Raw genomic sequence first — 26,374 nt, 5'->3', positions numbered from 1 at the left:
GATGGTGGCGGCGCAAGGTTCTGACTTACGAAGACCGGGATAAGTTTATGGCAAATGCAAAAAAAATTGTAATCAAAATTAATCGATCCGGAAGCGAACAAAGTAATATGCCGAGAAACTCGGCGCCTTCCGAAATTGTTATTTGGAATGTCAGGCGAATCGTATTGGCTGTGATTATTGCTATTGCATTTATAGTAATTCCTTATTTTTATCTAAGTAATGGATTAGAAGATAAAGTCGACAAAAAAGCCGAACAGGTTTCGTCTGAAGTCATAGAGAAAGAATCTTCTCTTATTGAAAAAAAAGATCAACCGATTTCCGAAAAAAATCATCAGATTAAAGAGGTTGTTCCTGAGTTGACAAAAGAAGCTCCAGTTGACCGGCGATTTAAGACAATCAATCATTATAAGATTACTCGGGGCTTATTAACTAATGCCATCGTTAATAAAGAACCGGTAAAAGAGTTGATTCCACCCTTCAGTATCGGAGATAAAAAGCCAATTCATCTCTATTATTTTACTGAGCTCAAAGATTTGAAAGGCGAATCTTTTTTTCATCAGTGGATTAAAGATGGTGTACTTGTTGGGAAAATACCGATCAATCCGCAAGGCAATCGTTGGAGAGTCTCGACTAACAGAGTATTGACCTATACGGATGCAGGGCATTGGATAGTTCAGTTAATAGATAAAAATGGATTAATTTATAACGAAATTAAATTCGAGGTCATGACTGACTAAGCTATACTTTTTTCTTGTCTGACGAATAAAGCCGAAAATGCGCATAGAGATACTGATTTTGCGCTTATAAGGAGGTGGCTCGATTGACAGGTATCGGCAGTAGGGATTATGTCAAGCGAGATTACCTAACCTCCATAAACCTTACTGTCTCAGGAGTGACTATTCAACACCCGGCAATTATTGTTCCCACGCTCTGCGCTCATCGTTATACATAAGTCAAAAATTACCGTTTTGCAATCTTAGCCAATGAGGCCTCGATACCATTTACTGTTACTTAACACTCGCGGCAAGGCGATCCGCGTAGGGTACGCTGTGCGTACCATGGTAACCCCGCAATGTTCATGTGCCAACCGATCCGCCAGGGCACGGCTTTGGTACGCGCAGTGTACCCTACAATTTATACCTGTCGGAGATCAAAATTCGGCGCAGGGATGCCCGACAAAGGACGCCGTAAATACGTCCGTGTAGGCTCTATGTCAGTCCCATGCTGGTCCCTCACCTAGCGTTAGGTGAGGGACCGAACATCCCGGAGCCTCCTAAGGCATTGCCGAAATTTGAAGTGAGAAAGGTATATGTATAACGATGAGCGCTCTGCGTGGGAGCGATAAGGAGATCTGGATAATTACTCTCGGGAAGTTATCTTGTGCATATGCCTAACTAAGAATGCAGTTTTTTGGAATAAGGCGAGATTATCTGATCAACAGACCAAGTTTGATTTAAAACTCGTTGAGCATAATTTCTCTTTTTTGTTAATGTTTTGAATTGTTGCTCATTTAATGTTTTTTTAGTTACAATTAACGGCTATTTTTCATTGAATAAAGAAAAATCTCTTTTTTGGTCTATTAATCTTTGATCACTGGAAAACCTATTAAAAAAAGCATGATTATTTGTCTCATGTGATTTTTATTAAACCGGCGACTTAAGCATTTATTATTTTTTAATTGAGTTGCATTAGGTCCTAATAAAATTAATTGAAACTTTTACATTAAATGAGAATTTACGTATGACCGATTTTCAAAATCTTTCAGAAGATGAATTGCAGGCAGTTATTTTAAATGCTGAAAAAGCACTTAAAGCTAAGCAAGCAGATAAACGTAAAGAAGTTATGAATCAGATAAAAGAACTTGCCGCCTCGATCAATGTGGCGGTTGAGTTTATTGATGATCAAAAAAAATCCGCTAGAAAAGGCATTAAGGTACCTGTTAAATATCGGCATCCAAACGACCCTAGCAAAACATGGACTGGACGAGGGGTTATGCCTAAATGGCTTCAGACTTTAGTTGAACAAGGTCATGACCGTTCGGAATTCGAAATTGATTAAGTAATTTATAACGTAAACTGCTTAGTTTATAAGCCGATAAAATAACTTAATACTATAAGCTTGGTGTTAAGCTTTTTGTGCTTTTTATGATGAGGCTGCTAATTATGGTTATAAATAATTGCTAAGCCGGTAGGGGGGTGTAGGGTCCAGAAATAGAAAATATCTATTTGTTGCCGGGAATGATAACGCAATAGCTTAATGAGAAAGAGCTTCCAAGAAGCTAGCCTTGGAAGCTCTAGAGTTAAAAGTTGAATTGTCGATTTTGCATCTATTAGTCATATGTATCACAGACGCTCACTTTTATTACGTTTGTGGGTTGCGTTAATGTTTCCAGCAATAGCTGCCGTGGCGAATAAAGTAGAAGAGAGTATGAATTCTCCGGAAACAAAACCAAGCACGCCAGTGACAAATACTGCGCCAGTTAAAATGTCTTTTTGAAAATCGCTCATTAGATGAATCCTCGTTTATCTAGTTAAAGGTTTAAATTACGGTTTAACTATACTGAACTGGATTGATGTAAACAATACCATTAAAAATAGACGGATTGTTTACCAAAGCAGTACTAATGTTTAATGAACTTTTCATACAGGGCGATTATAGTTATCGCAATTGGGTGATTTTGTACTTTGCTAGTAAAATTTCGGTGCAGGAGAGTGACGTCTTAGGGCATCGTACCCAGTCATAAGTACCACTTAGTGTATTTTCGGCATTTTTCGTTTTGTCGGTATGGATTGCCGGTATTCAGGTTACATGAATGTAAAGCTACGCTTGCTTTCCTGGCGCTGTATGTATTCGTCAATCCTTCGCGGTGCCCTTAATTGGCGTTTAAGCCGCGCTCAGCGCTTCGTTGCATTAATCAGAAATTTGATGAGAAGTATAAACCTAGAAAAAGCATTTCACCATGAAGATCATGAAGAATAGGAAGTTAATTCAATAGCTTATTACGCGTTTGTATAGAACTTTCGCTCACCAAAAAGGTTAGCGAGAAGGATTTGGTAAGTTCTTGGAATCCTTCATGAACTTCATGTGCTTCATGGTTAAACTGCCGAATTCAGGATAAACGGCTTACAATGGCGATCGTTTTTTGAATAAAGTTGAAAAATACAAGATAAATATGCCGGTACAACAAATTTCACCCACCGACTTAAATGTTAAGCTGCAAAGCGATACCCCGCCTTTTTTGCTTGATGTAAGGGAGCCCTATGAATTTGCTTATGCCCGGATTGCAGGCAGTGTGCTGATTCCGCTACATCAAATTCCCGAACGGTTGGATGAGCTGGATGCAGAGCAAGAAATTGTTGTGATATGTCATCATGGCATACGTAGTCAGCAGGCGGCATCTTTTTTAGAGCGCCATTCGTTTCGAAAATTGCTGAATCTACGAGGCGGAATCGATGCATGGTCTTGTGAATGTGACGCCTCGGTGCCGAGATATTGATATTTGAGGCAATGCTTACTTTTTCGGGAAGTTATTTTGCACACCCTTTAATCGATCCAAGTTGATAAAGGCTCGACGACGACTCTATCGCCTTTTTTTATGCCTTCGCAATCGCTGGGGAGTACAATAAAGCAATTGGCGTGACTCATGCTTGATAGAATATGCGAGCCTTGTTTTCCCGCCGAGCAAACCTGATGCTCTCCGTTATCCGATTGCGATAAAATTCCTCTTATAAACTCAAGTCTGCCGGGGGATTTTTTAATAGATTCCTGACAAATCGCAGTTAATTGCAGTGGTTTTTCCGCTGATAATCCAGCCATGAGCCGAAGCCCCGGTATGACAATACGCTGAAAAGCTAAAACCACCGAGACCGGATTTCCGGGTAATCCGAAAAGTCGGCAATCGCCGATCGAACCAAACGCGAGCGGTTTTCCGGGTTTAACCGCTATTTTCCAAAGTTCAACCTGTCCGATTGTGTTCAGTATTTCTTGGATATAGTCGGCTTCGCCAACTGAAGCGCCGCCGGTGGTTATAATCGCATCATGAGTATCGGCAGCCTCGATCAACAGATTTTCGAGCCGGTCCTTATCGTCCGGAACAACACCCAAATCAGTAGTTGAGAAGGCTTCTTCTTTTAGTAATGCGCTCAGCATATAGCGATTGCTGTCGTATATATTTCCGGGAGCCAAGGATTGACCAAGCGGTGTCAACTCGTCGCCGGTTGATAGGAAGGCGATTTTAATTTTGCGTTTTACGTTGACTTGATAAATGCCTGCCGATGCCAGCAAGCCAAGGTCGATAGCGGACAGTCGTTTCGGTGCGGTTATCAGGAGAGCATTTTTTGCGATATCTTCTCCGGCGATTCTGACGTGTTGCAAGGCTTGAACCTTGGCCGGAAAATGCACGATTTCGCCGATTCTTTGCACATGCTCTTGCATGACAACGGTATCGAGTGCTTCCGGTACAACTCCGCCGGTAAAAATTCTGACGCATTGCCCGGGTAAAATACTTCCGTCATAGGGACGACCGGCCCATGAAGTACCGATTAGGTTTAAGCTGAACGGGTGGTCGGGATTGATATCGGAGCTGGCTAGCGCATATCCATCCATTGAAGCATTATTGTGATAAGGCAGATTGATAGGAGACATGACCGGTTCCGCCAAAACCCTGCCTAACGCATCGTGTAAATTAACCTTCTCAGCGTCGATTATCGGTTCTATTGACGATTCGATTCGAGCCAACGTCTCCTCAAGAGTCAGCAGACGGTTTTCTTTTTGAATGCAGGCATCAATCATGCTTGTGCTCCAAGAATTGGTTTAAAATGTAGTCGGCTATCATGTTCGGATTGTTTAAGTCGAAACCGAGTAAATGTTTTGGTAATTCGAGCGGGCTATCCGATGCAACGGCGATAATACTAGGGTCGTTCGGATACATTAGTGGTTTGTTTAGCACTGGTCTATGGATTTCGATTTTTGGAAATAATTCAGCCTTGAAGCCTTCGACTAAAATGAGATCCAGGTTGACTTGATCGATAACTTGTAGCTGGTCGGCAAGCTTAGGTTCTTGTGCCGGTTCGATTTCAGTAATGATTGCGCGCCGGTGTTTTGATGCCAATAGCACGGTTAGGGCCCCCGCCTTGCGCAATCGATAACTGTCCTTGCCCGGTTGGTCGATCTCGAAATTATGATGGCTGTGTTTGATTAAACCGATTCGTAGCTTATGATTTTTGAGAATGGGTATCAATTGTGTTAATAAGGTGGTCTTACCGGTTCCGCTGAATGCAGCGAAACCGAGGATAGGAATATGAGTTTGTAGCATGGTCGACTAATTACTGTAATCTGGAAAAATTCGGAACTAAGATAGGGTCTTAAGGTTTAATATGCAATTATTTGTAGCTATTCAGCGTATTCGGTAGGTTGGTGTCAGGCATTGATTTCTAAGGACGCGTGAATACATCCCTGTAAGCTCTGACTGCAACGTCCTGTTGCAGACAGCTTTATAAATCAATGCCTGACACCTTCTCATACATGACTTATGCTGAATAATTACAATTATTTCAATAAGCGGATCATTTTAATCGGAGAGTATTTTTGATTCGGATCTATTTGGCGTTATTGGCGCTAGCGGTCTTTTTTTGGTTATTACGCGGGTTTTTAAGCCGTCCACCTGAAGTTGTGGCTCGTTATATAAAACTGATAATCGCCGTTTTCATCGGATTGGTTTTGCTATATCTTGGCGCGACAGGAAAGCTTAATTGGTTGATAGCATTTTTGGGTATCTTGGTTGCTGTCTTGACTAGGTTTGTTCCTGCTTTGCTGTACTATGCCCCAGCATTACAGAAACTTTGGTTTATGTTTAAATCGGGCAAGCAAAGCAGCGAAGCACGCCATTATTCGAGATCTAGCAATGCCTCGATGTCGGTCGAAGAAGCTTACGAGATTTTAGGACTAAAACAAGGGGCAACTCGTCAGGATATTATCGCCGCGCATAGAAAGTTAATGCAAAAACTACACCCGGATCGAGGGGGGTCGGGTTATTTGTCGTCTAAGATCAATCAAGCAAAAGATTTGTTATTAAAGTATGTAGCCTGATGTTTTTATTTAAATTAGTTGCACGTCGTGACTGCTGGGTATTGATGCTTGCCGGGGGGGCTGTTTCTTGCGGGCAGGTTGTTTTACCGGATTCGGAAGTTGCGACGATCCCTTCCATATCAAGGCCCGAACCGGCTAAAGCTACGATTGACTCCGCTTATTATGTCGTCCAACCGGGCGATACGCTTTATTCAATTGGGTTTCGATCTGGGCATGGTTATCAGGTCCTTGCTGCCTGGAACGGAATTAAACCGCCCTACAAAATTTTGGTCGGTCAGGCGCTCAAAATGTTTGATCCAGGTCCCGAAAAACCTACTATCGTCAAACCTTCAAATGACCCGGGAAGCTTAGTGCGGGCCCCAGTTAAAAAGAGAAATTCGTCACAAAAAAAATCAATAGTTTCAAATGATAAGAAAAAACTGTTAAAGTTGCACTGGCAGTGGCCGATTACCGGAAAAGTACTAAAAAAATTTTCTCAATCCGGTGGAAAAGGAATAGATATCTCAGGTCGTTTAGGTCAGTCGGTTAAGGCGACGGAAACAGGTAAAGTCGTTTATAGCGGTACAGGTTTAATTGGCTATGGAAATCTACTCATCGTTAAACATAATGAAACGTACATGAGTGCTTATGCCAATAACAGTCTATTGCTGGTCGAAGAGGGAGAATATGTGGAAAAAGGCCAAAAAATAGCTGAAGTTGGTAAATCGGCGTCGGGGCAAGCCGCGCTGCATTTCGAAATAAGAAAAAACGGAAATCCGGTGAATCCGCTCGAGTATTTACCGAAAAATTGACGAAACCACTTCGGCAATAGCCGATTAACCTGGGGGTTAATAATAATGAAAGAAGAATTCGTTGAGGTTACTTCCATTAAACCGCACGGTGCGTTCTCAGATGATCTCGTTTTCGAAGATGAAGATGATCAAAGTTTGTGTCTCGAGGAAGTATCTGTTATTGAAGATGTAGTCGTTGACGATTCCCAGAATGATTATACATTCGATGCTACACGTTTTTATTTGAATGAACTGGGTCGATCGAAATTACTGACTGCCGATCAAGAAAAAATGTACGGCAAAAGGGTTTTACGGGGCGATGAAGAGGCTCGTAAAATCATGATCGAAAGCAACCTTCGGCTAGTCGTAAAAATTTCTCGACGTTATTTAAATCGAGGCTTGCCTTTACTGGATCTGATCGAAGAAGGCAATCTCGGCTTGATTAGGGCGGTTGAAAAATTCGATCCCGAGCGAGGATTCAGGTTTTCGACTTACGCCACATGGTGGATAAGACAAACCATTGAACGAGCGATCATGAATCAGACTCGTACGATTAGGCTTCCGATCCATATTGTTAAAGAGATGAACGTTTATCTCAAGGCGCAAAGACAATTAGCGCAAACTCTTGATCATGAACCGAATGCCGAAGATATCGCCCGTCATCTTGATAAACCCGTCAAAACCGTCGAAAAAATGCTTAAACTAAACGAGCGTGTTAGCTCCGTGGATGTTCCGGCCGGGAAGGATTTCGATAAACCCTTGGTGGATTCGATTTCGGATGAATGGAGTATGTCTCCAACCGAAACCCTACAAGAAGAAGGTATCAAGGATAATGTCACGAACTGGATCTTTCAGCTGTCGGAAAAGCAACGCGAAGTCATTTGTCGGCGCTATGGGTTGTGCGGTCATGAGTCGGCGACTCTGGAGCAAGTTGCCCAAGAGCTGGGGGTCACTCGGGAAAGAGTCAGGCAGATTCAGATGGACGGTTTAAAAAGACTCAAAGAAATATTGGAATTCGGCGGCTATTCCTTTGAGTCTATTTTCCACTAATGGATTTGATTTAAATGAATCTTTCTTGCAAAGGCCAATCTCTGTAATTAAAGACTTGGCCTTCTGCACGGACTTTTGCAATCCCGGTCAATGAAATATCGGCATAGACCCATTGCGTGGCATTTAATTTACCGATCGCCGCAATACCGTTGTCTGGAAACCCTCGATCGACAGGCGTATAAATCGCTGCCGCCCCCACATTGACATCGACCGCCTCCGACCATGGGGCGTTGCCGACTGTCGGCGACTGTACGACAAAGCATTGATTTTCCAAGGCTCTTGCCTGGCAACCGATTCTCACACGATGATAACCCGCCACGGTATCGGTACAACTCGGTACCAAAATCAGGTTTGCCCCGGCTTCGACTTGTTTTCTAGCCAGCAGTGGGAATTCGCTGTCATAGCAAACATTGATCGCGATTTTGCCGTAGTCGGTGTCGAAACATTTTAATGCTTCACCGCTTTTGATCAACCACTGCTCGTTTTCGAAGCGTGTCATCTGCAATTTATCTTGAAAATCGTAGCGACCATCGGGCCAGAATAAGTATGCTCGATTTCGATAGTCTCCGTTTTCGATTTTGACTGGAAACGTTCCAGCCTGAATATAGCAAGAATATTGTTGCGCCAGAGAGCGATATAAGTCGACATAGTCGTCATGCAGGCTTTGCATGGCATCCAGTTGTTTTTCCAGCGACTTGTATATTTCTTCCGAAAAAAGCGAAGCTAATTCCATGCTGCCGTATTCCGGGAAAACTAAAATTTTTGCGCCTTCATCGGCGGCTTTCTGAACCCAGCGTTCGATTTTGCTTTGATAATTGGCCCAGTTTTCGAGAAAGCCGATATCGTATTGCGCAGCCGCTATTTTAATCGTCATGTTTCAACCAGAATGTCATCAGCTTAGGGGTTTCGGTTTCATCGTCCAGGTCTTTCCAGCTGTAGGTGGTTTGTAGTTCCGGGTGCTTGAAATAGCCGCGCCTGTTCCAGAACTTGTCGAGTGGGACATAATCGGCGGGGCGGCGGGGATGGTCGGCAGGCCGCTCGACGCAACAAAAACAAATATGCTTGAAACCGCCCAAGTCATTCGCATGCGCTTCGCGTTGTTCGAAAAACTTGACGCCGATGCCGAGGCCTCGATAATTTTTATTCAAAACCGACTCGCCGCAATAAAAGATTTCGTCCGGGTTATAGCCGTGCTCGATAAAAGGCTTTTTGACTTCGTCGGTTTCATATTTCATGGGAATCGCGGTTGATGCGCCGATGATTTTATCGCCGTCGAAGGCCAGTACGATGACACTTTCCGGGCAATCGATATAGGTTTGCAAATATTTCTTCTCATAGTCGTAATCGCCATCGTAAAGATAGGGGAAATCATGAAAGACTTCGATACGAAGGCGAGCAAGGTCGGAGATGTATTTCTCCAAATCTTTTCCGCTCCATCTTTCAATGCGTATGTTGTTAGACATCGTGTTAACCTGCTTTTAACAAAACGGATATTTTAACGGAAGCGGGCGCGCGTTGTGAATTTATACAGAATGAATAGGGCAATTGCAGCGCCAACCGTATCGGCAATCCAGTCATAAATATCCGAGGAACGTCCGTCGACGAAAGATTGATGCCATTCGTCGCTGATTCCGTATAAGCTGCAGAAAATAAGGCTAACGACTGCCAAGAGCCAAGGTTTAGAAATAAAATGCTTTAAAAAACGCCAGGCAAATAAAGCTAGAATAAAATAAGCGCCGGCATGATAGAGTTTATCCTGGTGTTCGAACCACATTGGCGTCGGTAATGAGGGTTGATGCGATAGCAAAAAAATAAATCCGCAGTAGAAAGCCAAAAGTGAAAAATCCCTAATTTTATTCATGGTTAAGTTCGTTTGATAGTCGTTTAGTGATGAAAAATCTATTTCAAATAGCCGAAAGCTGCTTGTTTCAAGCCTCGATTCCGGAAAAACTGTTGCACACTCGTCAGGCTTGGCGGTTCTGCGAAGAGGGCTTGCTAGGCTATGAGCCGATAGACACGCCCAAAGCTATTGAAGCCACGCAATTTCCCGATAAACCTCGGTTACTGCCGCCGAAACAAATGCCACGCCGGCAATTGACGACTCCGGAAGGCCTTGCGGCATTTTTTCATGCCTTGGCGCATATCGAGTTCGTTGCAATTTATCTGGCCTGGGATATTATTTACCGATTTCGCGGTTTGCCCAACGAGTTTTATCGAGATTGGCTGCGGGTAGCCAATGAAGAGGCGCAACATTTCACGTTATTAAGCGACCATCTTGCGACACTCGGTTGCGATTATGGCGATTTGCCGGCACATGGCGGTTTATGGGATCATGCTCATGATACCCGGAACGACTTGTTAGCAAGATTGGCTATCGTGCCGCGCTGCTTAGAAGCGCGCGGCCTGGATGTAACGCCGGCGATGATCGAAAAACTTGAAGCGCTGGGTCATGCTCAAGGCGTGACGATTTTAACCCGAATTTTGAATGATGAAGTCGGTCATGTGCAATTAGGTTCGAAATGGTTCGAATATCAGTGCCGCCAACAATCGCTCGCCCCTAGTGAAACCTATAAAAAACTTATCAATCATTACTTCAAAGGCAAACCGAAAGGCCCATTTAATCGCGAAATGCGTATAATCGCAGGCTTCTCGGATGCTGAACTGGATTGGCTGGAATATGAACAAAAACAATAGTAATTCGACGCCTGTATTTGATTACCCGGTCTTTGGTTTGGGATTCAGGCCATTTTTTATATTGGCTGGTTTATTCGCGTTATTGCTGATTTTGTTATGGAATGCCATCTATAAAGGCGAGTTGTCGGTTCAAAATTATTATGCACCAAATATCTGGCATGCTCATGAAATGCTGGTTGGTTATTCGGTGGCTGTCATTGCCGGCTTTTTGTTAACTGCCGTGAAAAATTGGACCGGACAGGCAACAGCAAGCGGTGATCGTTTGGCCGGACTTTGTTTACTTTGGTTGTATGGTCGGATTTTGCCTTTCTATGCCGAGTTATTACCGGATTTCTTGATTGCGTTGACCGATTTTGCATTTTTACCTGTGTTGGCTTATTCGGTCAGTCAACCGATTCTGCGATCCGGGCATAACAAGAGCTTGGTTTTCATAGTTCTGTTGGCGTTGATGACGGCGGCTAATGCCTTGGTTCACCTTGAAATGCTTGATATTTATGAAAGCACGGCCATGTTGGGGATCAACATGCTCTTGGCGATTATCATCGTGATGATTCTGGTCGTTGCCGGACGTGTTTTTCCGTTTTTTACCGAGCGCGGGTTAAAAGGCGTCATCGCGATACGGAATCCGCTTTTAGACGTTTTGTCGATTGTTTCGGCCGCCTCGGTTTTCTTGTTGCAAATGGCCGGTATATCCGGGCACATTCTTGCTGTGAGTGCAATTGCCGCTTTGGTAGTCAATCTTGTGCGTATTGCCGGTTGGCATGTGCGGCAAGTTTGGTATGTGCCGTTGTTATGGATATTATATATCGGTTACGGATGGATCATTTTGGGGTTCGGCTTAACTGTTTTGGCGGCTTATGCAATAATTTCCTATTCTTTGGTTTTGCATGCATTTACGCTTGGCGGAATTGGTGTGTTGACCTTGGGCATGATGGTCAGAGTGTCAGTAGGGCATACGGGGCGAGTTATGAAGGTTTCGAATATCATTGTCAGCGCTTTTGTTCTATTAAATATATCCGCTTTTGTTCGGGTTATTCTTCCCGCTTTGTTACCTGCTTGGTATGGTCAATTTGTTTATATTTCGACACTGGCTTGGTTGTCAGCTTTTGCCTTGTTTGTGTTTGTATACGCGCCAATTTTATTGGCGCCTAGAATCGATGGAAAACCGGATTAGAAAAGAGTGGGTAATATTTACGGGATTGTACGACCAGCATAGGGCAATTCCGCATAAGCGCCAACTTAAGACGCAAGGCCTTGATTCACAGTTGAAAAATCAAGATGTGGCCACAACATAGAGTATTTTTACCGACGAAAGTGAAAATCCCTATGATGCAGCCACAGTTAACAGATACGCTTTTTGATGACTTTTTGCAAGAGCTACCAACGGATTTTCAGGAGCGGGCCTATGAATTACAGGCGTTTGCACGAGCGCGGAAAATCCGATCACCGCTGCAGTTATTGCAGTTAGTCCTGTTGTATTGCGGACAGGACTTGTCGTTGCGCAGCTGCGCCGGCGAAGTCGCCAAGCTTCAAGGCTATTTGAGCGATACGGCGGTGATCAAGCGATTGGCGGCCTGCGTGTCGTGGATTAAATCGTTACTGAAGAGTGTGTTCGGGTTGGATAAAGCGGTCAATCACGGTGCGCTGAATTTCATTGTGATTGACGGTTCGACTGTGCAAGAGCCGGGAGCGAACGAAACGACGTATCGCCTCCATGTGGCGATCGACTTGATGAGCTTGACACTTCGCGAGGTCAACGTCACGACCGATAAAGTCGGCGAAAGCTTGGATCATTACCAGTTGGCTGCAGGTGATGTCGCGTTAGTTGATCGAGGCTACAACCAACCGAAGTCTTTAGTCCCGCTCATTGATCGCGGCGGCCACGTCGTGCTGCGCTATAATCCGCACAGCATGACGCTTTACGAACGGTGCAACGAACCGAAAGGTGTCAAAATCGACTGGGAACAGCGCATACGCGATTTGAATGGTCAGCCGGGTGCGATACCGGTTTATCTGTGTCATCAAGACAAACGTATCGAAGGCGTGGTGCATGCCATGCCGTTACCGCCGGAACAGGCGGCGCAAGCACGCCGCAAAGCGAAACAAAACGCGCGCAAGAAAGGCCGCACGGCAAGCCAAAAGACCTTGATGCTGAGCGGCTGGGTATTGGTTTTTACCTCGATTCCCGAATCGCTGCTCGACACGAAATCAATCGCTGAGCTCTACCGGGTTCGCTGGCAAGTGGAGCTGGTCATAAAACGCCTGAAAAGCTTGCTTGATATTGACCGGCTACGCGCCCGAAAAGACAGCAAGCTGGCGGATTTATATTTGCACGGTAAGTTACTGTTTGCCGCAGTGACCCAAAAAATCGCGCAACGCCGTTTCGGCCAAGCGGCCACCACGATGGCCGGCGATCGTTCGATTACCCATTGGCATTTATGGCGCACGATCGCCAATGAGATCAAGGCAGGACTCACGAATTGTTTTTCAAAAAATGAGCGCTTTATTGATGACCAAATAAAAAGCCTCTGCGAACGTCCGCGCAAGAGAAAGCTTCAGAGTTTGCCGGGTCGCGTTTTGGAGCTCATTACTGAAAGTCGAGTTTTAGATGTTAGCACTTATTAATCAATAACTTAGATGCTTAAGTTGGCGCTTATGGGGCAATTCCGGCTCATTTATGACAAAGAGACGATGCAAGTTGGATGTTTTTAAAAATTAACTTATTGGAGATTGTATGGCTGAAACTGTAGATGAATTGACCGTTACTTATGAAGATGGCGGCATTGAAACGGTTAAGGAATTGGACAAAAGAGTCTTGAGTAAAGGCGCTTGGGCGACGGTGATTTATCGTTACCAAGATTGGGATCGCAAGAAAGAAGCCTACGGCCCCGATAAATATACGATTCGCCGCTATCAAAAACGCAACGGCGAATACCAGCAAAAATCCAAATTCAACATTTCCAGTAAGGATCAAGCCAAAAGCATCATCGGTGCATTGCAGGAATGGACCGAAGATTGATCTAGTCCACCGTAGAACAAATATCGGCCGACTGCGTGCCTGTCAAAGACCCGGTACATAGCATTTCATGAAGGCCTGGCAATCAACTTCGTATGATGAAAGCACTCGGGGAGGTTAGGGTGCGGTCCTCGGTAGACGCATCCCATACCTTTTGGTCTTAGACAGTTTTTCGATCAAAAGAGAGTAAGTCCTTTCAGTAGCTCGGAATGTTCGTATTAGGCTCAAAAATCGGAGTCGGCTCGCTTGTCGGTCTTTCGACGATCGAGCGGACATGTATGCCGCGCTGCGGGAATGGAATTTCTATATTATGCTCACGGAAGGCATGATTAATTCGGAAATGAATATCATGGGTAACCGGCAGTCGGTGACCCAATTCGCTAACATAAACCCGTATAGAAAAATCTAAAGAACTATCGCCGATGCCAAGCATCAACACACTGGGTTCTGGATCTTGCAAAACCAATGGTGTAGATCTAACCGTTTCCAGCATGACTTTATGGGCTAGCTCGATATCGGAACCATAGGCTATACCGATTGGGATCACTACCCGTGTCGTCGGATCGGTCAAGGTCCAATTGATCATTTTCTCGGTGATGAATGCTTTGTTCGGTACGATCAATTCCTTTTGATCCCAATCGGTGATGGTTGTGGCACGCATTTGAATGCGACTGACTTTGCCGCTGATATCGCTGATAGTCACGGTATCGCCGACTCGTATCGGCCGCTCGAACAGAATAATAATACCGGAAACCATGTTCGCGAAGATCTCTTGCAGACCGAAACCCAAGCCTAAACTGAGTGCGGCGACTAACCATTGCACCTGAGACCAACTGCCGCCTAGTTCATTCGCGACCACGATAAAGCCGATCGAAATCAATAAATATTTGGCCAAGTGATTGACCGCATAGCGAAAACCGGCATCGACCGTTATGCGCCGAAAAATCAACAACTCCATAACGCCCGGAAAATTGCGGATCGCAACACCGACAATGAAGGCATAGAGGCCGGCTAGAAACAAATTGGTCAGGGTTATAGGCTGATAGGCTTCTTGGTTATCAATCATGACGAGGTGTTGCCACAACGTGATGTTGTCGAGAAACGCGAAGGCCGGCAGAATATTTCGCCATATCATCCATGATCCGATAATAAGCGTAAATCCGATAAACACATTCAGTAGCGCTTTGGTTTGGGCATTGATCTTAGGGATATCCAGCAGTTCTTCTTCGGCGGTTACAACATTATCTTCCGAGCCAGTGGTTGTCGGTTTCGAACTTTGCGCGGCAGCAGTCTTGCGTTTTTGTCGTGCGTTTTTCAGGGCTAGTTGGCGGTTAGCCAAAGTTAGCCAACGCAGCACCAAGTCATAAATAATAATACTGATAAATATCATCCTCAGCGTTACGATCAATTTGTGCTGCAATTCCAAAGCGCTTAGATAATAGCCGGCGGCCGCAAATCCGATAATGGTTAGGGGTATGACGACCGACGCTGGATACCAAATATAGCGCGATCGATAAAGCCATCCGTTCGGATTCGTTTCAAGGTAATTCTGCAGCACTCCTTTCGATGGCTTGAGGATAATAAATAAAAACGCAGCTAAAGAAAGCATTAAGATAATGACTGCCAGTCGTCCGAGATTATCGCTATGCGATGCTATAGCGGGGCTTCCGCTCAGTTCGGTCAGAAACACGCTCGGCACGGCAACAAATCGTACCCAAGCGATTTGTTTGCGAAATACCCCGGCATTTTTGGCCTTCCATTGAAAATGTTGCTGAGCAACGCCTTCCGGTGCGAACAGTCGGTAAAAAATCGAAAGCGTTAATAACGGTATTGAAGCGGCTTGCAATCCTGCTCCGATTGCTTGACTAAAGTCGGCAACATGAGGATTGTCGACCAATAACCAGCCGACTAAAAAAATCAGGAGGGGCAGAGGCAGTGCTAAAACGAAAATGTCGCCCATCGCGATCAATGTATAGGAAAATTTGTCGGTATAGACTTTTCCGATTCGGTTTGAAATGGCTGTCAATTGCTGTTTGACTTTAGCCTTGATCGTCATGAGTGCGATCAGAATTATTATCGAAAAGGCGCTAAATAGCGATTTGGATAGTGCGGCTTTAACGATGTCTTTTGTAAAGCTTAACCAGTTTAGAGGCGACAGCAGCCATTGAAATGAACCGAATAAGTCGATGAGGTAATGGGTATCGATCGGAGCTGAACTCGGTACCCACAACAAACGTTCATCAAGATAAGCGGCAAATTTTTCAGCTTGACTAAGCATTTGTTGTCTTGCGAAATCCAGATCGCCGAGGCTTCGCAAATAAGTCGTGTAAGCAATCGATAATCGGTTCAGTAAATCTTTTTGGCTATTAAGTAATACGCGCAATTCGGCCTGTATCATCATTCGTTCATTGGCCGGTAGCTTGCTGTCGACCTCCGAGTCCATGATTCTATGTAGTTCCTGATCAATATCAGCCAATTGCTTCAGTCGGTCCTCAACCTTGAATTGCGCAAGACCGGTTTGAGCGGTTTCGTCTTGGATGGTCTGGGATTGAAATGAGAATTGCCCGGCGGTAGGTACATTACGCCGTTGTTCTCTAAGTATTTTGCCGAGTGCAGGACTGAGTCCGGCTAAGCTGATTTTACGTTCGGCACTTTTGAAATCGGTTTCAATTTCGGCGGATTTGCTATCGATTTTGTTTTTCTGTTCGCCGCTTTGTTCTATCTTGGCTGTGATGGTCTGAAGATCGCGGCTGTATTGAATGTTGTCACGGGTAACGACTTGTATGACCGGATGTTTATCGGCCAATTCCCGTTCGGCTTGGTCGAGGGCTTCCTGCATTTCCTTGGCTTCTTGTTGGCGGCGTTCGGACAGGGTGTTTTCTATTGCAGCGATAACCGGGGCGAGCAAATTCTTCTGTATATCCAACAATTGCAGTTCGGATTTGATGGCTTCGGTCCTAAGCGGATTGCTGGCAGCCTCGATTTCCAGCTTTTTTAATTCGGCCGTGCGTGATTCGATCAAGGTTTTTAAATAAATGTGCCGGGCTTCGATTTCCAGTTTCGATTCTACAGCGGTTGGCGGGATTTCGAGCTTATTTCGGGCGGCATCGAGGTCTTGTTTTGCCTCAACCGTTTCTTGGCGAATTTGCTGCGGACGATTGTTTTGTTCGGTTAAGAGTGCGTCGAGTCTTTTGATTTGTTGGTCGAGGTTGCTAATTTTGCCTTTTTCGATAATCAGGCGTTGCTCGAGTTCTTCGATGGGGATGTGACTGAAGTCCTCTTGCTTTTGTTTCTCCAGTTTTTGTTGGGTTTGTTTGATTTCATTTTGTAAGGTTTTAATTCTGTCGGGCGCTTGTTGCAGGGCTTTTTGATAGTTTTCGCTGCGAAAATTAAACTCTCCGGTATTGGCAAGATTGTCTAAAGCGGACTGATAATATTTAAGCGTTTTGGCTTTTACGCCTTCGTCGAGACCTTCCCGGGCGGTGAGTGCTTCAATTTTGTTGCGTAGGTTCTCCGGGTCATATTCGGATGTTATAGGTTTGCCGTTTTGGCTTTGAGCCAAAACGGCTTGAGGCATTAAGCTAATTAGTAAAGTAAAAATGAGCAAGCCAAGAATAGCCGAAGAGATCGGATGGGTTGTCGAATAGATGTTTTTCATTGATGATGGAACGTCTTAATAAGGAATATGCACAAAATAACTTATACAAGTAGTAGGCTTTGTGGCGGTTTGGTAACTCGCTTGACAGGACGCCGTGAATTTCTGGTTCCCACGGTCCTCCGTGGGAACCCATACCTTGGCTGCCGAGGCAAGATCGGTATGCATTCCCACGCTGGAGCGTGGGAACGAGATAGGGTATAAATAATTATACTCATCGTAGATTAAAATTCGGCACCGGGGTGACCGTCAAAGGATGCCGTGAACCCTGCACCTAAATCCAGCACCTAAATTCCATAGGTCTTTGACAATGATTCAAAATCCTGGCTTATTTAGGTGCTGGGTGAATACGTCCATGTAGATACTCTGTTTAAAATCAAGTTAAAAATAGGCATTTTTCTGCTATTCAGCGATTGACGGAATTGCATAAAAACGCGTGTTATCGAATGGTTTATCATGCTTGAGCATGCCGTGAATCGCATGTAACAATTTACGCATGACCGCACAACAGGCTTGCAACGGTAATTTACCCATATCCAGGAGATGTTGGTAATACGCCTTAATATGGCGATCATGCTGCACAGCGCTCCAGACAGGCATATACAGGGCGGCGCGAATCTGGCTGTTACCGGCCTTGGATATACGCGTTTTTTTGTGGACACTCGTGCCGGAATCAAAAGCTCTTGGATCGAGCCCCGCAAACTTGACCCACTCACGGTGCGACATATCCGCAGGCAAAATCAGTAGTTCTCCCATGAGGGCAATCGCACTGGTATTGGCAATACCCTTAATGCTCGTGAACAAAACTAATGCTCGACTGAGTTCCGGATGTTTTTCGATCAATGCCAAGGCGCCAGCCGTTAACTGATCGATACGCTTATCTAATTGATCGATGGCTGCTTGTGCATCTTTTAGCACGGCTTTGGGTGTTTCAACTGTTGCGCTTAAGGCATGCAACTGATTCTTTGCTGCTGTTTTTTGATCGGTTAGCGCATTAATACGGCGTGAGAAACAACGTAAAGCGATCTTTTCATTCGAAGGACGGGACCAAGGCACAAAATCCATCCGTTCGGCATACACCGCCAGAGTATTCGCGTCCACATCATCTGTTTTACTATTGTTCATCAACACTTTAGCAAAGTTATGAGAGACCTTGGGATTGATGACCATTACCTTGACGCCGGCATCATGGAGCGCAACGGCTAAATCGAAATGATAACTGCCGGTGGCTTCCATGCACACGATAATGCCGGACAATTTGTTCAGTTTCTTGGCCATCCGGGCATGATCAGCTGGGGTATTGGAGAACTTCTGCGGATTGAAAGGTTTGCCATTTTTGCGCACCACCAAAACCAGTTCTTTAGATCCTACATCGACGCCAGCGAAGATACGGGTTTGTGTGTCAAGTGAAGCGCTGTTAATTTGTTGATCTGCCATGTTTAATTGTTATTCTGTGATAAGGAAAGTAAACTAGTCATTGGTTCCCGACCCTGCGTATGCACCTACCATCCTTGTGAATGCAGGCTCTAAGCCTCAGATACTCCGCGGTATAGGTGAATAGGGCGGGGGCCAATCTACATGACAGGCTCTGGTTTAATCCAGTCCTCAGGCTCAAGCGGCCTCCCAATGAACTCGGTAAAGCTTAAAGTATTTCCTAGCTAAAATTCATTTAAATTAATCATACAAGGCTCTATGCCAGCTCCATGCTGGTCCCTCACCTAGCGTTAGGTGAGGGACCGAGCACCCCGGCGCCTCCTAAGACACTGCCGAAATTTGAAGTGCGAAAGGTATACTACGGTCCTCTGTGGGAACCCACACCTTGGTTGCCGAGGCAAGATCGGTATGCGTTCCCACGCTGGAGCGTGGGAACGAGGGGGTGTGAATAATTACCTTCATGGTGAAATGCTTTTTCTAGGAGCCTGTCCGCAGAAGATCGGTCTGTTCTCGGACAGGCTCCTAGGAAAATTAATCGATAAATCGTTTAATTAAATTGCCGTACTCGTCAATTCTTCTGTCGCGCAGATAAGGCCATATTTGCCTGACGCGCTCGTTACGCGCGCGGTCCAATTCCTGGGTTAAGATGATTTGCTCGCTAGCTCCGGCTTGCGCGAGAAATTCGCCTTGCGGTCCGGTAATGAAGCTGCTTCCCCAGAAATCGATACCTGTCGAGGCATCGTCCGGCGATGCTTCGAATCCGATGCGGTTGCAGGCAACGACCGGTAGTCCGTTAGCGACCGCGTGCGCGCGTTGAATCGTGATCCAGGCATCGAGTTGGCGCTGCTTTTCCTCGTTAGTATCGGCCGGATCCCAACCGATCGCGGTCGGATAAATCAAAATATCGGCGCCTGCCAGTGCCATCAAACGCGCGCCTTCCGGATACCACTGGTCCCAGCAAACCATCACGCCTAATTTACCGATCGAGGTCTCTATAGGTTTGAAACCGATGTCGCCGGGCGTGAAGTAATATTTTTCATAATAACCGGGATCGTCGGGAATATGCATCTTGCGGTATTTGCCGGCAATGCTGCCGTCTGTGTCGAAAACCACGGCAGTGTTATGATAAAGGCCAGGTGCGCGCTTTTCGAATATTGTCGATACGATGACGATTTCTTGATCCTTGGCGGCTTGAGACAGTATTTCGGTACTGGGCCCTGGAATCGGTTCGGCCGTGGCGAAGCGGTTAAAATCTTCGTTCTGGCAAAAATACGGGCCTAAATGTAATTCCGGCAAAACGGCTAAGTTAGCACCGGATTGTTTAGCCTCTTTGATTAAGTCGATCGAAAGATTCAGGTTGCCGGCTTTGTCGGCGTTACAAGGTTGTTGAATCGCGCTGACGATGATGTTCGAGCTCATGATTTTGATGTATGAATGCGGTATGGAAAAATCTCTCATTCCCAAACTCTAGCTTGGGAATGTATATAGCCTAAGCTCTGCTTGGCGTGTACACAAGCAGAGCTTGACGGGACGATGATGTTCTATTTCATGATTGTGAGATATGACTTCGGTTCTAAAAATTCAATATTATACCTTTCGCACTTCAAGTTTCGGCAGTGCCTCAGGAGGCGCCGGGGTGCTCGGCTAAGGCTTTGCCAGCATGGAGCTGGCATAGAGCCTACATGGATGTATTCACGGCGTCCTTTGACGGGCCCCCGGTGCCGAATTTTGATCTGCGATGGGTATATATCGCCAATCACCGGGCGCAGTTATACCCTCAGCAAAGCCCGTAGTTCCTCGACGTTATTTATCACGAAATCCTTATTCCTTAATTTGTCGAGATAGTTGCCGGAAACTGCATCGTCATGCAATGCAGGCTGCCGTATTGATGCACGATCGGCCGGCAGGGCGTGGCAATGATTTCGTGTTGAGGGAAACATTCGGCTAGTTTATCGACGGCGGTTTGATCCATTGGATCGTCGTAAACTGGAACCATGACAGCATCATTAATGATCAGAAAGTTCGAGTAATTGGCGGGTAAACGCTTGCCGTCTGCGTCGAAAATCGGTTTCGGCAAATCCAGCGCAACCAACTTGTACGGTTCGCCGCTAATCATTTTCATGGCCTTAAGCTGTGCCTCCATGTTTTTTAGGCTTTGGTAATGCTTCTCGGACGGATCGTTGCTGCTGGTATAGGCGATTGTGTCGGAACTGCAGAAGCGGGCGAGCGTGTCGATATGGGCATCGGTGTCATCGCCGTCGAGATTTTCCTGATCGATCCACAATACGCGCTCGGCGCCGAAATGCTTTTGTAATTGCGCCTCGATTTGATCCCTGTTCAATTCCGGATTCCGGTTCGGATTGAGCAGGCATTGTTTGGTCGTCAATATCGTGCCTTCGCCGTCGCTTTCGACGCTGCCGCCTTCGAGTACCATGTCGATGTCGAGATGCGGGTTGCTTGCGAACGGGGCGTGTTTCAGTAGATTCCGATTCAAGGCATTGTCGGCCGCATGTTCGTATTTGCCGCCCCAGCCGTTGAAACGGAAATTTAGCAATAGCGGCTTGCCGTCTTTTTCGACGGTCAGAAATGCCGTATCTCTAACCCAGATGTCGTTGTAATCGGCATGTATGAAACGGATACCGGATTTTTCGACTGGTAACAGCGTTTCGATATGTCGTTGCTGAACAGCGCTCTTGCACAAGATGATCAACGATTCATAACGGCAGATCGTTTCGGCGATGAAGCGATAGCTTTGTTCGACGTCGTTGAGATTCCCCCCGAAATCGCCGGATTGATCAGGCCATGCAATCAGTACGGCGGATTGTTTTTCCCATTCTGCTGGAAAACGGATCATTTTTTGTTTTTCCTATGTTATAAAGTCGACGAAGTGTCGGAGATCGATTGAAAAAGCATTTCTCGGGCATGGGCCAAGGTGTTTTCGGTAATGTTAACGCCGCCGAGCATGCGAGCGATTTCTTCGACGCGTTCTTCGGGGGCTAGCGGCCTGACATTGGATGTCGTGATATCGCTCCGGTTATTTTTGGAGACATACAAATGATGATGGGCTTGCGATGCGACTTGAGGTAGATGTGTAACGCACATGACTTGTCGATTGAGGCTCAAGGCGCGTAGCTTTTGTCCGACAATTTCGGCAATGCCGCCGCCGATTCCGGAGTCGACTTCGTCGAAGATCATCGTCGGCGTGGTTTTGTCGTGACTAGTCGTGACTTGAATCGCCAAACTAATGCGTGATAACTCTCCTCCGGATGCGACTTTTGCCAGGGGCTTGGCCGGAAGCCCCGGATTGGCGCTCACTAAAAATTCCACTTTATCTTGACCATCGGCGCGCGGAAGCGAGTTATCCAGCGGCGAAATTTTCACGATAAATTCGCCTTGAGGCATGCCGAGCTCTTTGATCATCGCCGAAATTCGGCTTTGCAACTGCCGGCCGCCTTGTTGGCGTTGTCGTGTCAATTGATCCGCTAGTTCGCCGTATTTAGCGAGCAGCTTTTCAACTTTATCGGTCAACTCTTCGATTCGTTCGCCGCTGTGCGTCAGGTTGTTGAGTTCTTGTTCGAGATTGGTAGCTAGCTCAGGCAATTCTTCCGGCTGAACATGATGCTTACGGCAGAGACTTTGAATAATGCCGATTTGATTTTCCAGCACTTCCAGTCTCAATGGGTCGGCTTCTAGGTTGTCCAAATAACGACGCAATTGGTGAGCGGCTTCTTCAATCTGAATTTGTGCTTCGTTTAAAATGCCGTTGATAGATTCGATATCCGGCGCAAAACGCGTTAAATCGTTCAAAGCATGAGTCGATTGCAGCAGCAGACGATTGAGCGATTGTTCGTCGTTTTCGTAGAGCAAATCGAGTTGCCGATGTCCGGTCGATAGAATTTCTTCCAAATGCGCTAGTTTACTATGTTCATCCACAATTTCGGCATAATTGAAGTGGTTCAAGTCGAGTTGTTGCAATTCGTCGAGTTGGTAGCGCAATAATTCCTCGCGCTCGATACTATCGACACTGGCTTTTTTCAGGGCCTGTAACTCCCGATTGTTTTGCTGCCATTGTTGAAAATAGGTATTGACCTGTTCCAAAAGGACTTGATTGCCGGCAAACACATCTAGCAGTCGGCGTTGTTCATCGCTATGAAGTAAAGTCAAATGCGCATGTTGTCCGTGTATTTCAACTAGCTTTTCGCTCAGTTCTTGTAGAGTTTGTAATGTAACCGGGCGATTGTTGATATAGGCTTTTGATCGACCGTCATGGTTGATAATGCGTCTAATCAAGCAGTGTTGATCATCATCCAGTTCATTTTCTTCAAGCCATGTTTTCGCCAGAGGGGCATCGGATAAATCGAATTCCAAATTGATTTCAGCACGTTTACTGTTCGGTCGAATATAGCCGGAATCGGCTCGATCGCCCAGTGCTAAGCCAAGTGCGGTCAGTAAAATCGATTTTCCGGCGCCGGTTTCGCCTGTTAAAACCGACATTCCGGCGTTCACATCCAAGTCTAATGTTTTGACGACAGCTAGGTCGTTAATGGAAAGATTTAATAGCATGAGAATGGGTTAAGGATAACCGCCGCTCCAGTTGAGTTTTTTTCTGAGGATTTCAAAAAAATCGTGTCCTTCGGGATGGAGAATTCTAATCGGTTTCGGGTCTTTTTTTATCAAAATTTTATCACTGATCAATACTTCGGGTATTTCAAGATGATCGCAGGTGACCAAAGCATTGATTTGTTTGGTTTGACAGAAACTAATTTCGATTTCGGACGTATCGTCGATAACGATTGGGCGATTCGATAGCGTATGAGGATTAAGCGGTACCAAAACCAAGGCATTCAGAGAGGGATGCAAAATCGGTCCGCCCGCCGACAACGAATAAGCAGTCGAACCGGTTGGGGTAGAGACGATCATGCCGTCTGAACGCTGAGAGTTTAGATAGACGCCGTTAATGCGAGTGACGATTTCTATCATACTAGGCGTTACCCAGCGATGCACGACGACTTCGTTAACGGCAGTCTGCTCGTTAAAGACGCGGTGGTCGCGTATGATTTTTGTTCGCAATAAATAGCGCCTTTCTTCGCTATATTGGCCGGTTAAAATGTTGTTGATTTTGGGTAATAATTCATACGGCGAAATGTCGACCAGAAACCCGAGGCGCCCCAAATTGATCCCGACCAGTGGAATATCGTATTGGGCGATTGCACGCGCGGCGGATAAAAACGTACCGTCGCCACCTGCGGCGATAATTAGGTCGCAGTGCTGCCCGATAGTCTCGATGGCCGAACTTTCAACGTCGGATTCCGTTAAAAATTGAGCGCTCAAGCGGTCTACTATGACGGCATAGGCGTGCTGTTTAAGGTAACGGTAAAGAATCGCTAAAGTTTCGGCAATACCGGGGTCGCTGGCTTTACCGATAATGCCGATGGTTTTGAATGAGCTGTGCATTGTCGTTAATTTAAGAAAGGATTTGATCGAATTATACTCAATAAGTCAAGGGATAAGGGGAAAGATGAAAGATGAAAGATGAAAGGTGAAAGGGGCAAGGGGGAGGGTGTGGTGTCATAAGCGCCAACTTAAGGAAGGAACTCGTCATTCCGCCAGGGATTGGCGGAATCCAGGGCCACGGATGGCAATGCGTAGCACCACATCCTATCGACAACCCATACCGATATGACGAATAAAGCCATAAACGCACCATAGAATAGGCACTAAGTTGGCGCTTATGGGGTGTGGTGTGGGTTGTGATGGGGAATATTACGCGAGTTATGCTAAGTAGGTGTTTTTATTGTATTTGCTGGTATTGACAAGCGGAGAGTGAACTGCTAATTTGCGCCGCTGGCACTCGATGAGGTAGAGTGCTAATAAGCTAGAGGGTTTAATGTGAATAATAATCAGGTGTTGAACGAAAGATCGCTGCAATTATTGAAAGCATTGGTTGAACGTTATATCCAAGACGGACAACCGGTAGGTTCGCGCGCATTATCTAAGGATACCGAATTAAAATTGAGTCCCGCAACGATTCGTAATGTCATGGCCGATCTGGAGGACATGGGATTGATTCGTTCTCCGCACACCAGTGCAGGCCGGGTGCCGACCGTTAGTGGCTATCGTTTGTTTATCGATTCGCTGCTCACGGTAAAGCCTCTGAACTCGGAAGAACTTAAACTCTTGCGCAAAAATTTAATTGTTAAAGATAACGTCAATGATGTCATCGGGGTGGCATCGAGAATATTATCCGACGTCACGAGGATGGCCGGTGTCGTGACATTACCCAAGCGCGAACTGGTCAGTTTACGCCATATCGAGTTTTTGCCGTTATCCAATACCCGCGTATTGGTCATTTTCGTGACTAATGAACAGGAAGTGCATAATAAAATCCTCCATACATCAAAGCAATTCACCCCTGCTCAATTGCAGCAAGCCGCCAATTATTTAAATTCCGTTTATTCCGGATTGAGCCTAGCCGCAGTCAGAAAGGCCGTGCTGAAAGAGCTCAAAGACGCCCAAGAACAAATGAATCGGGAAATGTTGGACGCGGTGCAAATGGCTAAGTTGGCACTCGATCCCGGAAAGTCGGATGAAGATTATGTGTTAAGCGGCGAGACGAATCTAATGGGTTTTTCCGAATTATCGGACATGGAGAGGCTCAAGGAATTATTTGATGCTTTCAGTCAAAAACGAGGTGTTATCCATCTACTTGATCAATGCTTAAATGCCGAAGGCGTACAAATTTTTATCGGTGAAGAGTCCGGTTATCACGCATTCGAACAATGCAGCCTGGTTACCGCGCCGTACTCGATTAACGAACAAGTAGTCGGAGTTTTAGGCGTAATAGGACCCACCCGAATGGCTTATGAAAGAGTGATTCCTTTTGTCGATGTAACGGCAAAATTATTAGGCGCGGCCTTGAATCCCAAAACATAAGCCCCACATTTCTTGAAATAGAGTTTTTCCGTGGATGCGGACCGTTTTTTTATTTAAACCGGAGTTTAATAATGAGTAACGAGCAGGAGTTGCCCGAAAAGGCAGCGGACGAGCAAACCGAAACTATTTTGGAGCAAAACGCCGATGCGCAGCTAGATAACAATATAGACGAAAATAGCCAGCCGCAGACGGCTGAAAAGGTTGATATCGAAGAGTTATCGAAAAAGCTCGAAAAGACCGAACAAAAGGCTACGGAAAATTGGGATAAAGTTCTGCGCATACAAGCGGAAATGGAAAATCTGAAAAGAAGAACCCAAAAGGATTTGGAAAACGCTCATAAGTTTGCGTTGGAAAATTTTGCCAAAGAGCTGTTGACTGTTGTCGATAGTTTAGAGCTTGGTTTGCAAGCCGCTATCGGCGATAGCCCGGAAGTGCAAAAGTTTCGAGAAGGCAGCGAATTGACATTAAAACAATTCGAAGCCGTTTTTTCTAAATTCAATATTGAAGCGGTTAATCCGCTTGGGCAACCCTTTGATCCTGAGTTGCACCAGGCGATGGCTATGCAGCCATCTGCAGATGCCGAACCGAACTCGGTTATTAATGTATTTCAAAAAGGCTATGTATTGAATGGGCGATTGTTGCGTCCGGCAATGGTTGTTGTCGCCAAAGCTGAAGACAATCCTCCGCAAGAAACACCAAAAATCGATGAACAGGCTTGAACACATTAAAACTGCC

The 26,374-nt window shown here is 45.6% G+C and carries 24 protein-coding genes; 12 read left to right on the top strand and 12 right to left on the bottom strand.

All coding sequences use genetic code 11. The annotated features are described in order from the left end of the window. The first annotated feature begins 47 nt into the window (after positions 1 to 47). Together WJM45_RS11105 and WJM45_RS11100 are read left to right on the top strand one after the other, a co-directional pair. Positions 48 to 737, top strand: a complete 690-nt coding sequence (locus tag WJM45_RS11105) for a DUF2914 domain-containing protein (protein WP_341325172.1) — start codon at positions 48 to 50, stop codon at positions 735 to 737. A gap of 1,003 nt (positions 738 to 1,740) precedes the next feature. Further along, positions 1,741 to 2,058 (top strand): H-NS histone family protein, encoded by a 318-nt coding sequence (locus WJM45_RS11100; RefSeq protein WP_341325171.1) that lies wholly within the window; start codon positions 1,741 to 1,743, stop codon positions 2,056 to 2,058. 284 nt (positions 2,059 to 2,342) lie between these two features. Here WJM45_RS11100 and WJM45_RS11095 read toward each other — a convergent pair whose 3' ends face one another. Continuing rightward, positions 2,343 to 2,507 carry a hypothetical protein gene (locus tag WJM45_RS11095; protein ID WP_017839339.1) on the bottom strand — a complete coding sequence of 55 codons (165 nt, stop codon included), beginning with the start codon at positions 2,505 to 2,507 and terminating at the stop codon, positions 2,343 to 2,345. A 665-nt stretch (positions 2,508 to 3,172) separates the two neighbouring features. Between WJM45_RS11095 and WJM45_RS11090 the strand changes: the two genes are divergently transcribed. Next, entirely contained in the window at positions 3,173 to 3,496 is a 324-nt protein-coding gene (locus WJM45_RS11090) for a rhodanese-like domain-containing protein (protein ID WP_341328933.1), read from the top strand. 47 nt (positions 3,497 to 3,543) lie between these two features. On the opposite strand, the gene glp is transcribed toward WJM45_RS11090, so the two are convergent. After that, the gene (gene glp, locus WJM45_RS11085; protein ID WP_341325170.1) at positions 3,544 to 4,791 is read right to left on the bottom strand and encodes a gephyrin-like molybdotransferase Glp; all 1,248 of its coding nucleotides are present in this window, start codon (positions 4,789 to 4,791) and stop codon (positions 3,544 to 3,546) included. Further along, on the bottom strand, positions 4,784 to 5,314 hold the full coding sequence (gene mobB, locus WJM45_RS11080) for a molybdopterin-guanine dinucleotide biosynthesis protein B (RefSeq protein WP_341325169.1): 531 nt from the start codon (positions 5,312 to 5,314) through the stop codon (positions 4,784 to 4,786). Before mobB ends, glp begins: the two co-directional genes overlap by 8 nt. Positions 5,315 to 5,586: 272 nt before the next feature. On the opposite strand from mobB, the gene WJM45_RS11075 reads away from it, so the two are divergent. The 3 genes from WJM45_RS11075 to rpoS are packed head-to-tail and all read left to right on the top strand — an operon-like array spanning position 5,587 to position 7,907. Then, positions 5,587 to 6,087: a DnaJ domain-containing protein gene (locus WJM45_RS11075; protein WP_341325168.1), complete on the top strand. Its 501-nt coding sequence runs from the start codon at positions 5,587 to 5,589 to the stop codon at positions 6,085 to 6,087. Continuing rightward, entirely contained in the window at positions 6,087 to 6,878 is a 792-nt protein-coding gene (locus WJM45_RS11070) for a peptidoglycan DD-metalloendopeptidase family protein (RefSeq protein WP_341325167.1), read from the top strand. The genes WJM45_RS11075 and WJM45_RS11070 overlap by 1 nt, the downstream gene beginning before the upstream one ends. 45 nt (positions 6,879 to 6,923) lie before the next feature. Next, positions 6,924 to 7,907 (top strand): RNA polymerase sigma factor RpoS, encoded by a 984-nt coding sequence (gene rpoS / locus WJM45_RS11065; RefSeq protein ID WP_341325166.1) that lies wholly within the window; start codon positions 6,924 to 6,926, stop codon positions 7,905 to 7,907. A 10-nt stretch (positions 7,908 to 7,917) separates the two neighbouring features. On the opposite strand, the gene WJM45_RS11060 is transcribed toward rpoS, so the two are convergent. From WJM45_RS11060 to WJM45_RS11050, 3 genes are read right to left on the bottom strand one after another with little or no spacing between them, the layout of a single operon-like run. Beyond that, complete coding sequence (locus tag WJM45_RS11060) at positions 7,918 to 8,781, bottom strand: carbon-nitrogen hydrolase family protein (RefSeq protein WP_341325165.1); 864 nt, start codon at positions 8,779 to 8,781, stop codon at positions 7,918 to 7,920. Continuing rightward, on the bottom strand, positions 8,771 to 9,370 hold the full coding sequence (locus WJM45_RS11055) for a GNAT family N-acetyltransferase (protein ID WP_341325164.1): 600 nt from the start codon (positions 9,368 to 9,370) through the stop codon (positions 8,771 to 8,773). Before WJM45_RS11055 ends, WJM45_RS11060 begins: the two co-directional genes overlap by 11 nt. A gap of 32 nt (positions 9,371 to 9,402) precedes the next feature. Further along, the gene (locus tag WJM45_RS11050) at positions 9,403 to 9,768 is read right to left on the bottom strand and encodes a VanZ family protein (protein WP_341325163.1); all 366 of its coding nucleotides are present in this window, start codon (positions 9,766 to 9,768) and stop codon (positions 9,403 to 9,405) included. Between the two features lie 29 nt (positions 9,769 to 9,797). Here WJM45_RS11050 and WJM45_RS11045 point away from each other — a divergent pair, with 29 nt between their 5' ends. The 4 genes from WJM45_RS11045 (at position 9,798) to WJM45_RS11030 (ending at position 13,620) form a co-directional block, all read left to right on the top strand. Continuing rightward, on the top strand, positions 9,798 to 10,601 hold the full coding sequence (locus WJM45_RS11045) for a ferritin-like domain-containing protein (protein ID WP_341325162.1): 804 nt from the start codon (positions 9,798 to 9,800) through the stop codon (positions 10,599 to 10,601). Beyond that, entirely contained in the window at positions 10,585 to 11,775 is a 1,191-nt protein-coding gene (locus WJM45_RS11040) for an NnrS family protein (RefSeq protein WP_341325161.1), read from the top strand. The genes WJM45_RS11045 and WJM45_RS11040 overlap by 17 nt, the downstream gene beginning before the upstream one ends. Positions 11,776 to 11,927: 152 nt before the next feature. Next, positions 11,928 to 13,226, top strand: a complete 1,299-nt coding sequence (locus WJM45_RS11035) for a transposase (protein ID WP_341325160.1) — start codon at positions 11,928 to 11,930, stop codon at positions 13,224 to 13,226. Between the two features lie 109 nt (positions 13,227 to 13,335). Next, the gene (locus WJM45_RS11030) at positions 13,336 to 13,620 is read left to right on the top strand and encodes a hypothetical protein (RefSeq protein ID WP_341325159.1); all 285 of its coding nucleotides are present in this window, start codon (positions 13,336 to 13,338) and stop codon (positions 13,618 to 13,620) included. Between the two features lie 193 nt (positions 13,621 to 13,813). Here the strand turns inward: WJM45_RS11030 and WJM45_RS11025 are convergent, their stop codons facing one another. From WJM45_RS11025 to WJM45_RS11000, 6 genes are all read right to left on the bottom strand, one after another. After that, complete coding sequence (locus WJM45_RS11025; protein ID WP_341325158.1) at positions 13,814 to 17,275, bottom strand: mechanosensitive ion channel domain-containing protein; 3,462 nt, start codon at positions 17,273 to 17,275, stop codon at positions 13,814 to 13,816. Between the two features lie 399 nt (positions 17,276 to 17,674). After that, entirely contained in the window at positions 17,675 to 18,709 is a 1,035-nt protein-coding gene (locus WJM45_RS11020) for an IS110 family transposase (RefSeq protein ID WP_017841646.1), read from the bottom strand. 528 nt (positions 18,710 to 19,237) lie between these two features. Next, positions 19,238 to 20,125, bottom strand: coding sequence for a carbon-nitrogen hydrolase (locus WJM45_RS11015; RefSeq protein WP_341325157.1), 888 nt, complete (start codon positions 20,123 to 20,125; stop codon positions 19,238 to 19,240). Positions 20,126 to 20,534: 409 nt separating this feature from the next. Continuing rightward, complete coding sequence (locus tag WJM45_RS11010) at positions 20,535 to 21,560, bottom strand: agmatine deiminase family protein (RefSeq protein WP_341325156.1); 1,026 nt, start codon at positions 21,558 to 21,560, stop codon at positions 20,535 to 20,537. 17 nt (positions 21,561 to 21,577) lie between these two features. Further along, positions 21,578 to 23,269: a DNA repair protein RecN gene (recN, locus tag WJM45_RS11005; protein WP_341325155.1), complete on the bottom strand. Its 1,692-nt coding sequence runs from the start codon at positions 23,267 to 23,269 to the stop codon at positions 21,578 to 21,580. Positions 23,270 to 23,278: 9 nt separating this feature from the next. Continuing rightward, positions 23,279 to 24,160 carry an NAD(+) kinase gene (locus tag WJM45_RS11000; protein ID WP_341325154.1) on the bottom strand — a complete coding sequence of 294 codons (882 nt, stop codon included), beginning with the start codon at positions 24,158 to 24,160 and terminating at the stop codon, positions 23,279 to 23,281. A gap of 435 nt (positions 24,161 to 24,595) precedes the next feature. Here WJM45_RS11000 and hrcA point away from each other — a divergent pair, with 435 nt between their 5' ends. Further along, positions 24,596 to 25,639, top strand: coding sequence for a heat-inducible transcriptional repressor HrcA (gene hrcA / locus WJM45_RS10995; RefSeq protein WP_341325153.1), 1,044 nt, complete (start codon positions 24,596 to 24,598; stop codon positions 25,637 to 25,639). A gap of 71 nt (positions 25,640 to 25,710) precedes the next feature. Then, the gene (gene grpE, locus WJM45_RS10990; protein ID WP_341325152.1) at positions 25,711 to 26,358 is read left to right on the top strand and encodes a nucleotide exchange factor GrpE; all 648 of its coding nucleotides are present in this window, start codon (positions 25,711 to 25,713) and stop codon (positions 26,356 to 26,358) included. Positions 26,359 to 26,374: the final 16 nt, after the last annotated feature.

Source organism: Methylotuvimicrobium sp. KM2, from assembly GCF_038051925.1.
In the GTDB taxonomy this organism is placed as follows: Bacteria; Pseudomonadota; Gammaproteobacteria; order Methylococcales; family Methylomonadaceae; genus Methylotuvimicrobium.
Note: the sequence above shows the minus strand (reverse complement) of the source record. Positions and strands in the feature narration are given on the sequence as shown.

Coding starts and splice junctions, on each gene's coding strand:
- WJM45_RS11105 (WP_341325172.1), top strand. CDS start 48: ATGGCAAATGCAAAAAAAATTGTAATCAAAATTAATCGATCCGGAAGC.
- WJM45_RS11100 (WP_341325171.1), top strand. CDS start 1,741: ATGACCGATTTTCAAAATCTTTCAGAAGATGAATTGCAGGCAGTTATT.
- WJM45_RS11095 (WP_017839339.1), bottom strand. CDS start 2,507: ATGAGCGATTTTCAAAAAGACATTTTAACTGGCGCAGTATTTGTCACT.
- WJM45_RS11090 (WP_341328933.1), top strand. CDS start 3,173: ATGCCGGTACAACAAATTTCACCCACCGACTTAAATGTTAAGCTGCAA.
- glp (WP_341325170.1), bottom strand. CDS start 4,791: ATGATTGATGCCTGCATTCAAAAAGAAAACCGTCTGCTGACTCTTGAG.
- mobB (WP_341325169.1), bottom strand. CDS start 5,314: ATGCTACAAACTCATATTCCTATCCTCGGTTTCGCTGCATTCAGCGGA.
- WJM45_RS11070 (WP_341325167.1), top strand. CDS start 6,087: ATGTTTTTATTTAAATTAGTTGCACGTCGTGACTGCTGGGTATTGATG.
- rpoS (WP_341325166.1), top strand. CDS start 6,924: ATGAAAGAAGAATTCGTTGAGGTTACTTCCATTAAACCGCACGGTGCG.
- WJM45_RS11060 (WP_341325165.1), bottom strand. CDS start 8,781: ATGACGATTAAAATAGCGGCTGCGCAATACGATATCGGCTTTCTCGAA.
- WJM45_RS11055 (WP_341325164.1), bottom strand. CDS start 9,370: ATGTCTAACAACATACGCATTGAAAGATGGAGCGGAAAAGATTTGGAG.
- WJM45_RS11050 (WP_341325163.1), bottom strand. CDS start 9,768: ATGAATAAAATTAGGGATTTTTCACTTTTGGCTTTCTACTGCGGATTT.
- WJM45_RS11045 (WP_341325162.1), top strand. CDS start 9,798: ATGAAAAATCTATTTCAAATAGCCGAAAGCTGCTTGTTTCAAGCCTCG.
- WJM45_RS11040 (WP_341325161.1), top strand. CDS start 10,585: ATGAACAAAAACAATAGTAATTCGACGCCTGTATTTGATTACCCGGTC.
- WJM45_RS11035 (WP_341325160.1), top strand. CDS start 11,928: ATGATGCAGCCACAGTTAACAGATACGCTTTTTGATGACTTTTTGCAA.
- WJM45_RS11030 (WP_341325159.1), top strand. CDS start 13,336: ATGGCTGAAACTGTAGATGAATTGACCGTTACTTATGAAGATGGCGGC.
- WJM45_RS11025 (WP_341325158.1), bottom strand. CDS start 17,275: ATGAAAAACATCTATTCGACAACCCATCCGATCTCTTCGGCTATTCTT.
- WJM45_RS11020 (WP_017841646.1), bottom strand. CDS start 18,709: ATGGCAGATCAACAAATTAACAGCGCTTCACTTGACACACAAACCCGT.
- WJM45_RS11015 (WP_341325157.1), bottom strand. CDS start 20,125: ATGAGCTCGAACATCATCGTCAGCGCGATTCAACAACCTTGTAACGCC.
- WJM45_RS11010 (WP_341325156.1), bottom strand. CDS start 21,560: ATGATCCGTTTTCCAGCAGAATGGGAAAAACAATCCGCCGTACTGATT.
- recN (WP_341325155.1), bottom strand. CDS start 23,269: ATGCTATTAAATCTTTCCATTAACGACCTAGCTGTCGTCAAAACATTA.
- WJM45_RS11000 (WP_341325154.1), bottom strand. CDS start 24,160: ATGCACAGCTCATTCAAAACCATCGGCATTATCGGTAAAGCCAGCGAC.
- grpE (WP_341325152.1), top strand. CDS start 25,711: ATGAGTAACGAGCAGGAGTTGCCCGAAAAGGCAGCGGACGAGCAAACC.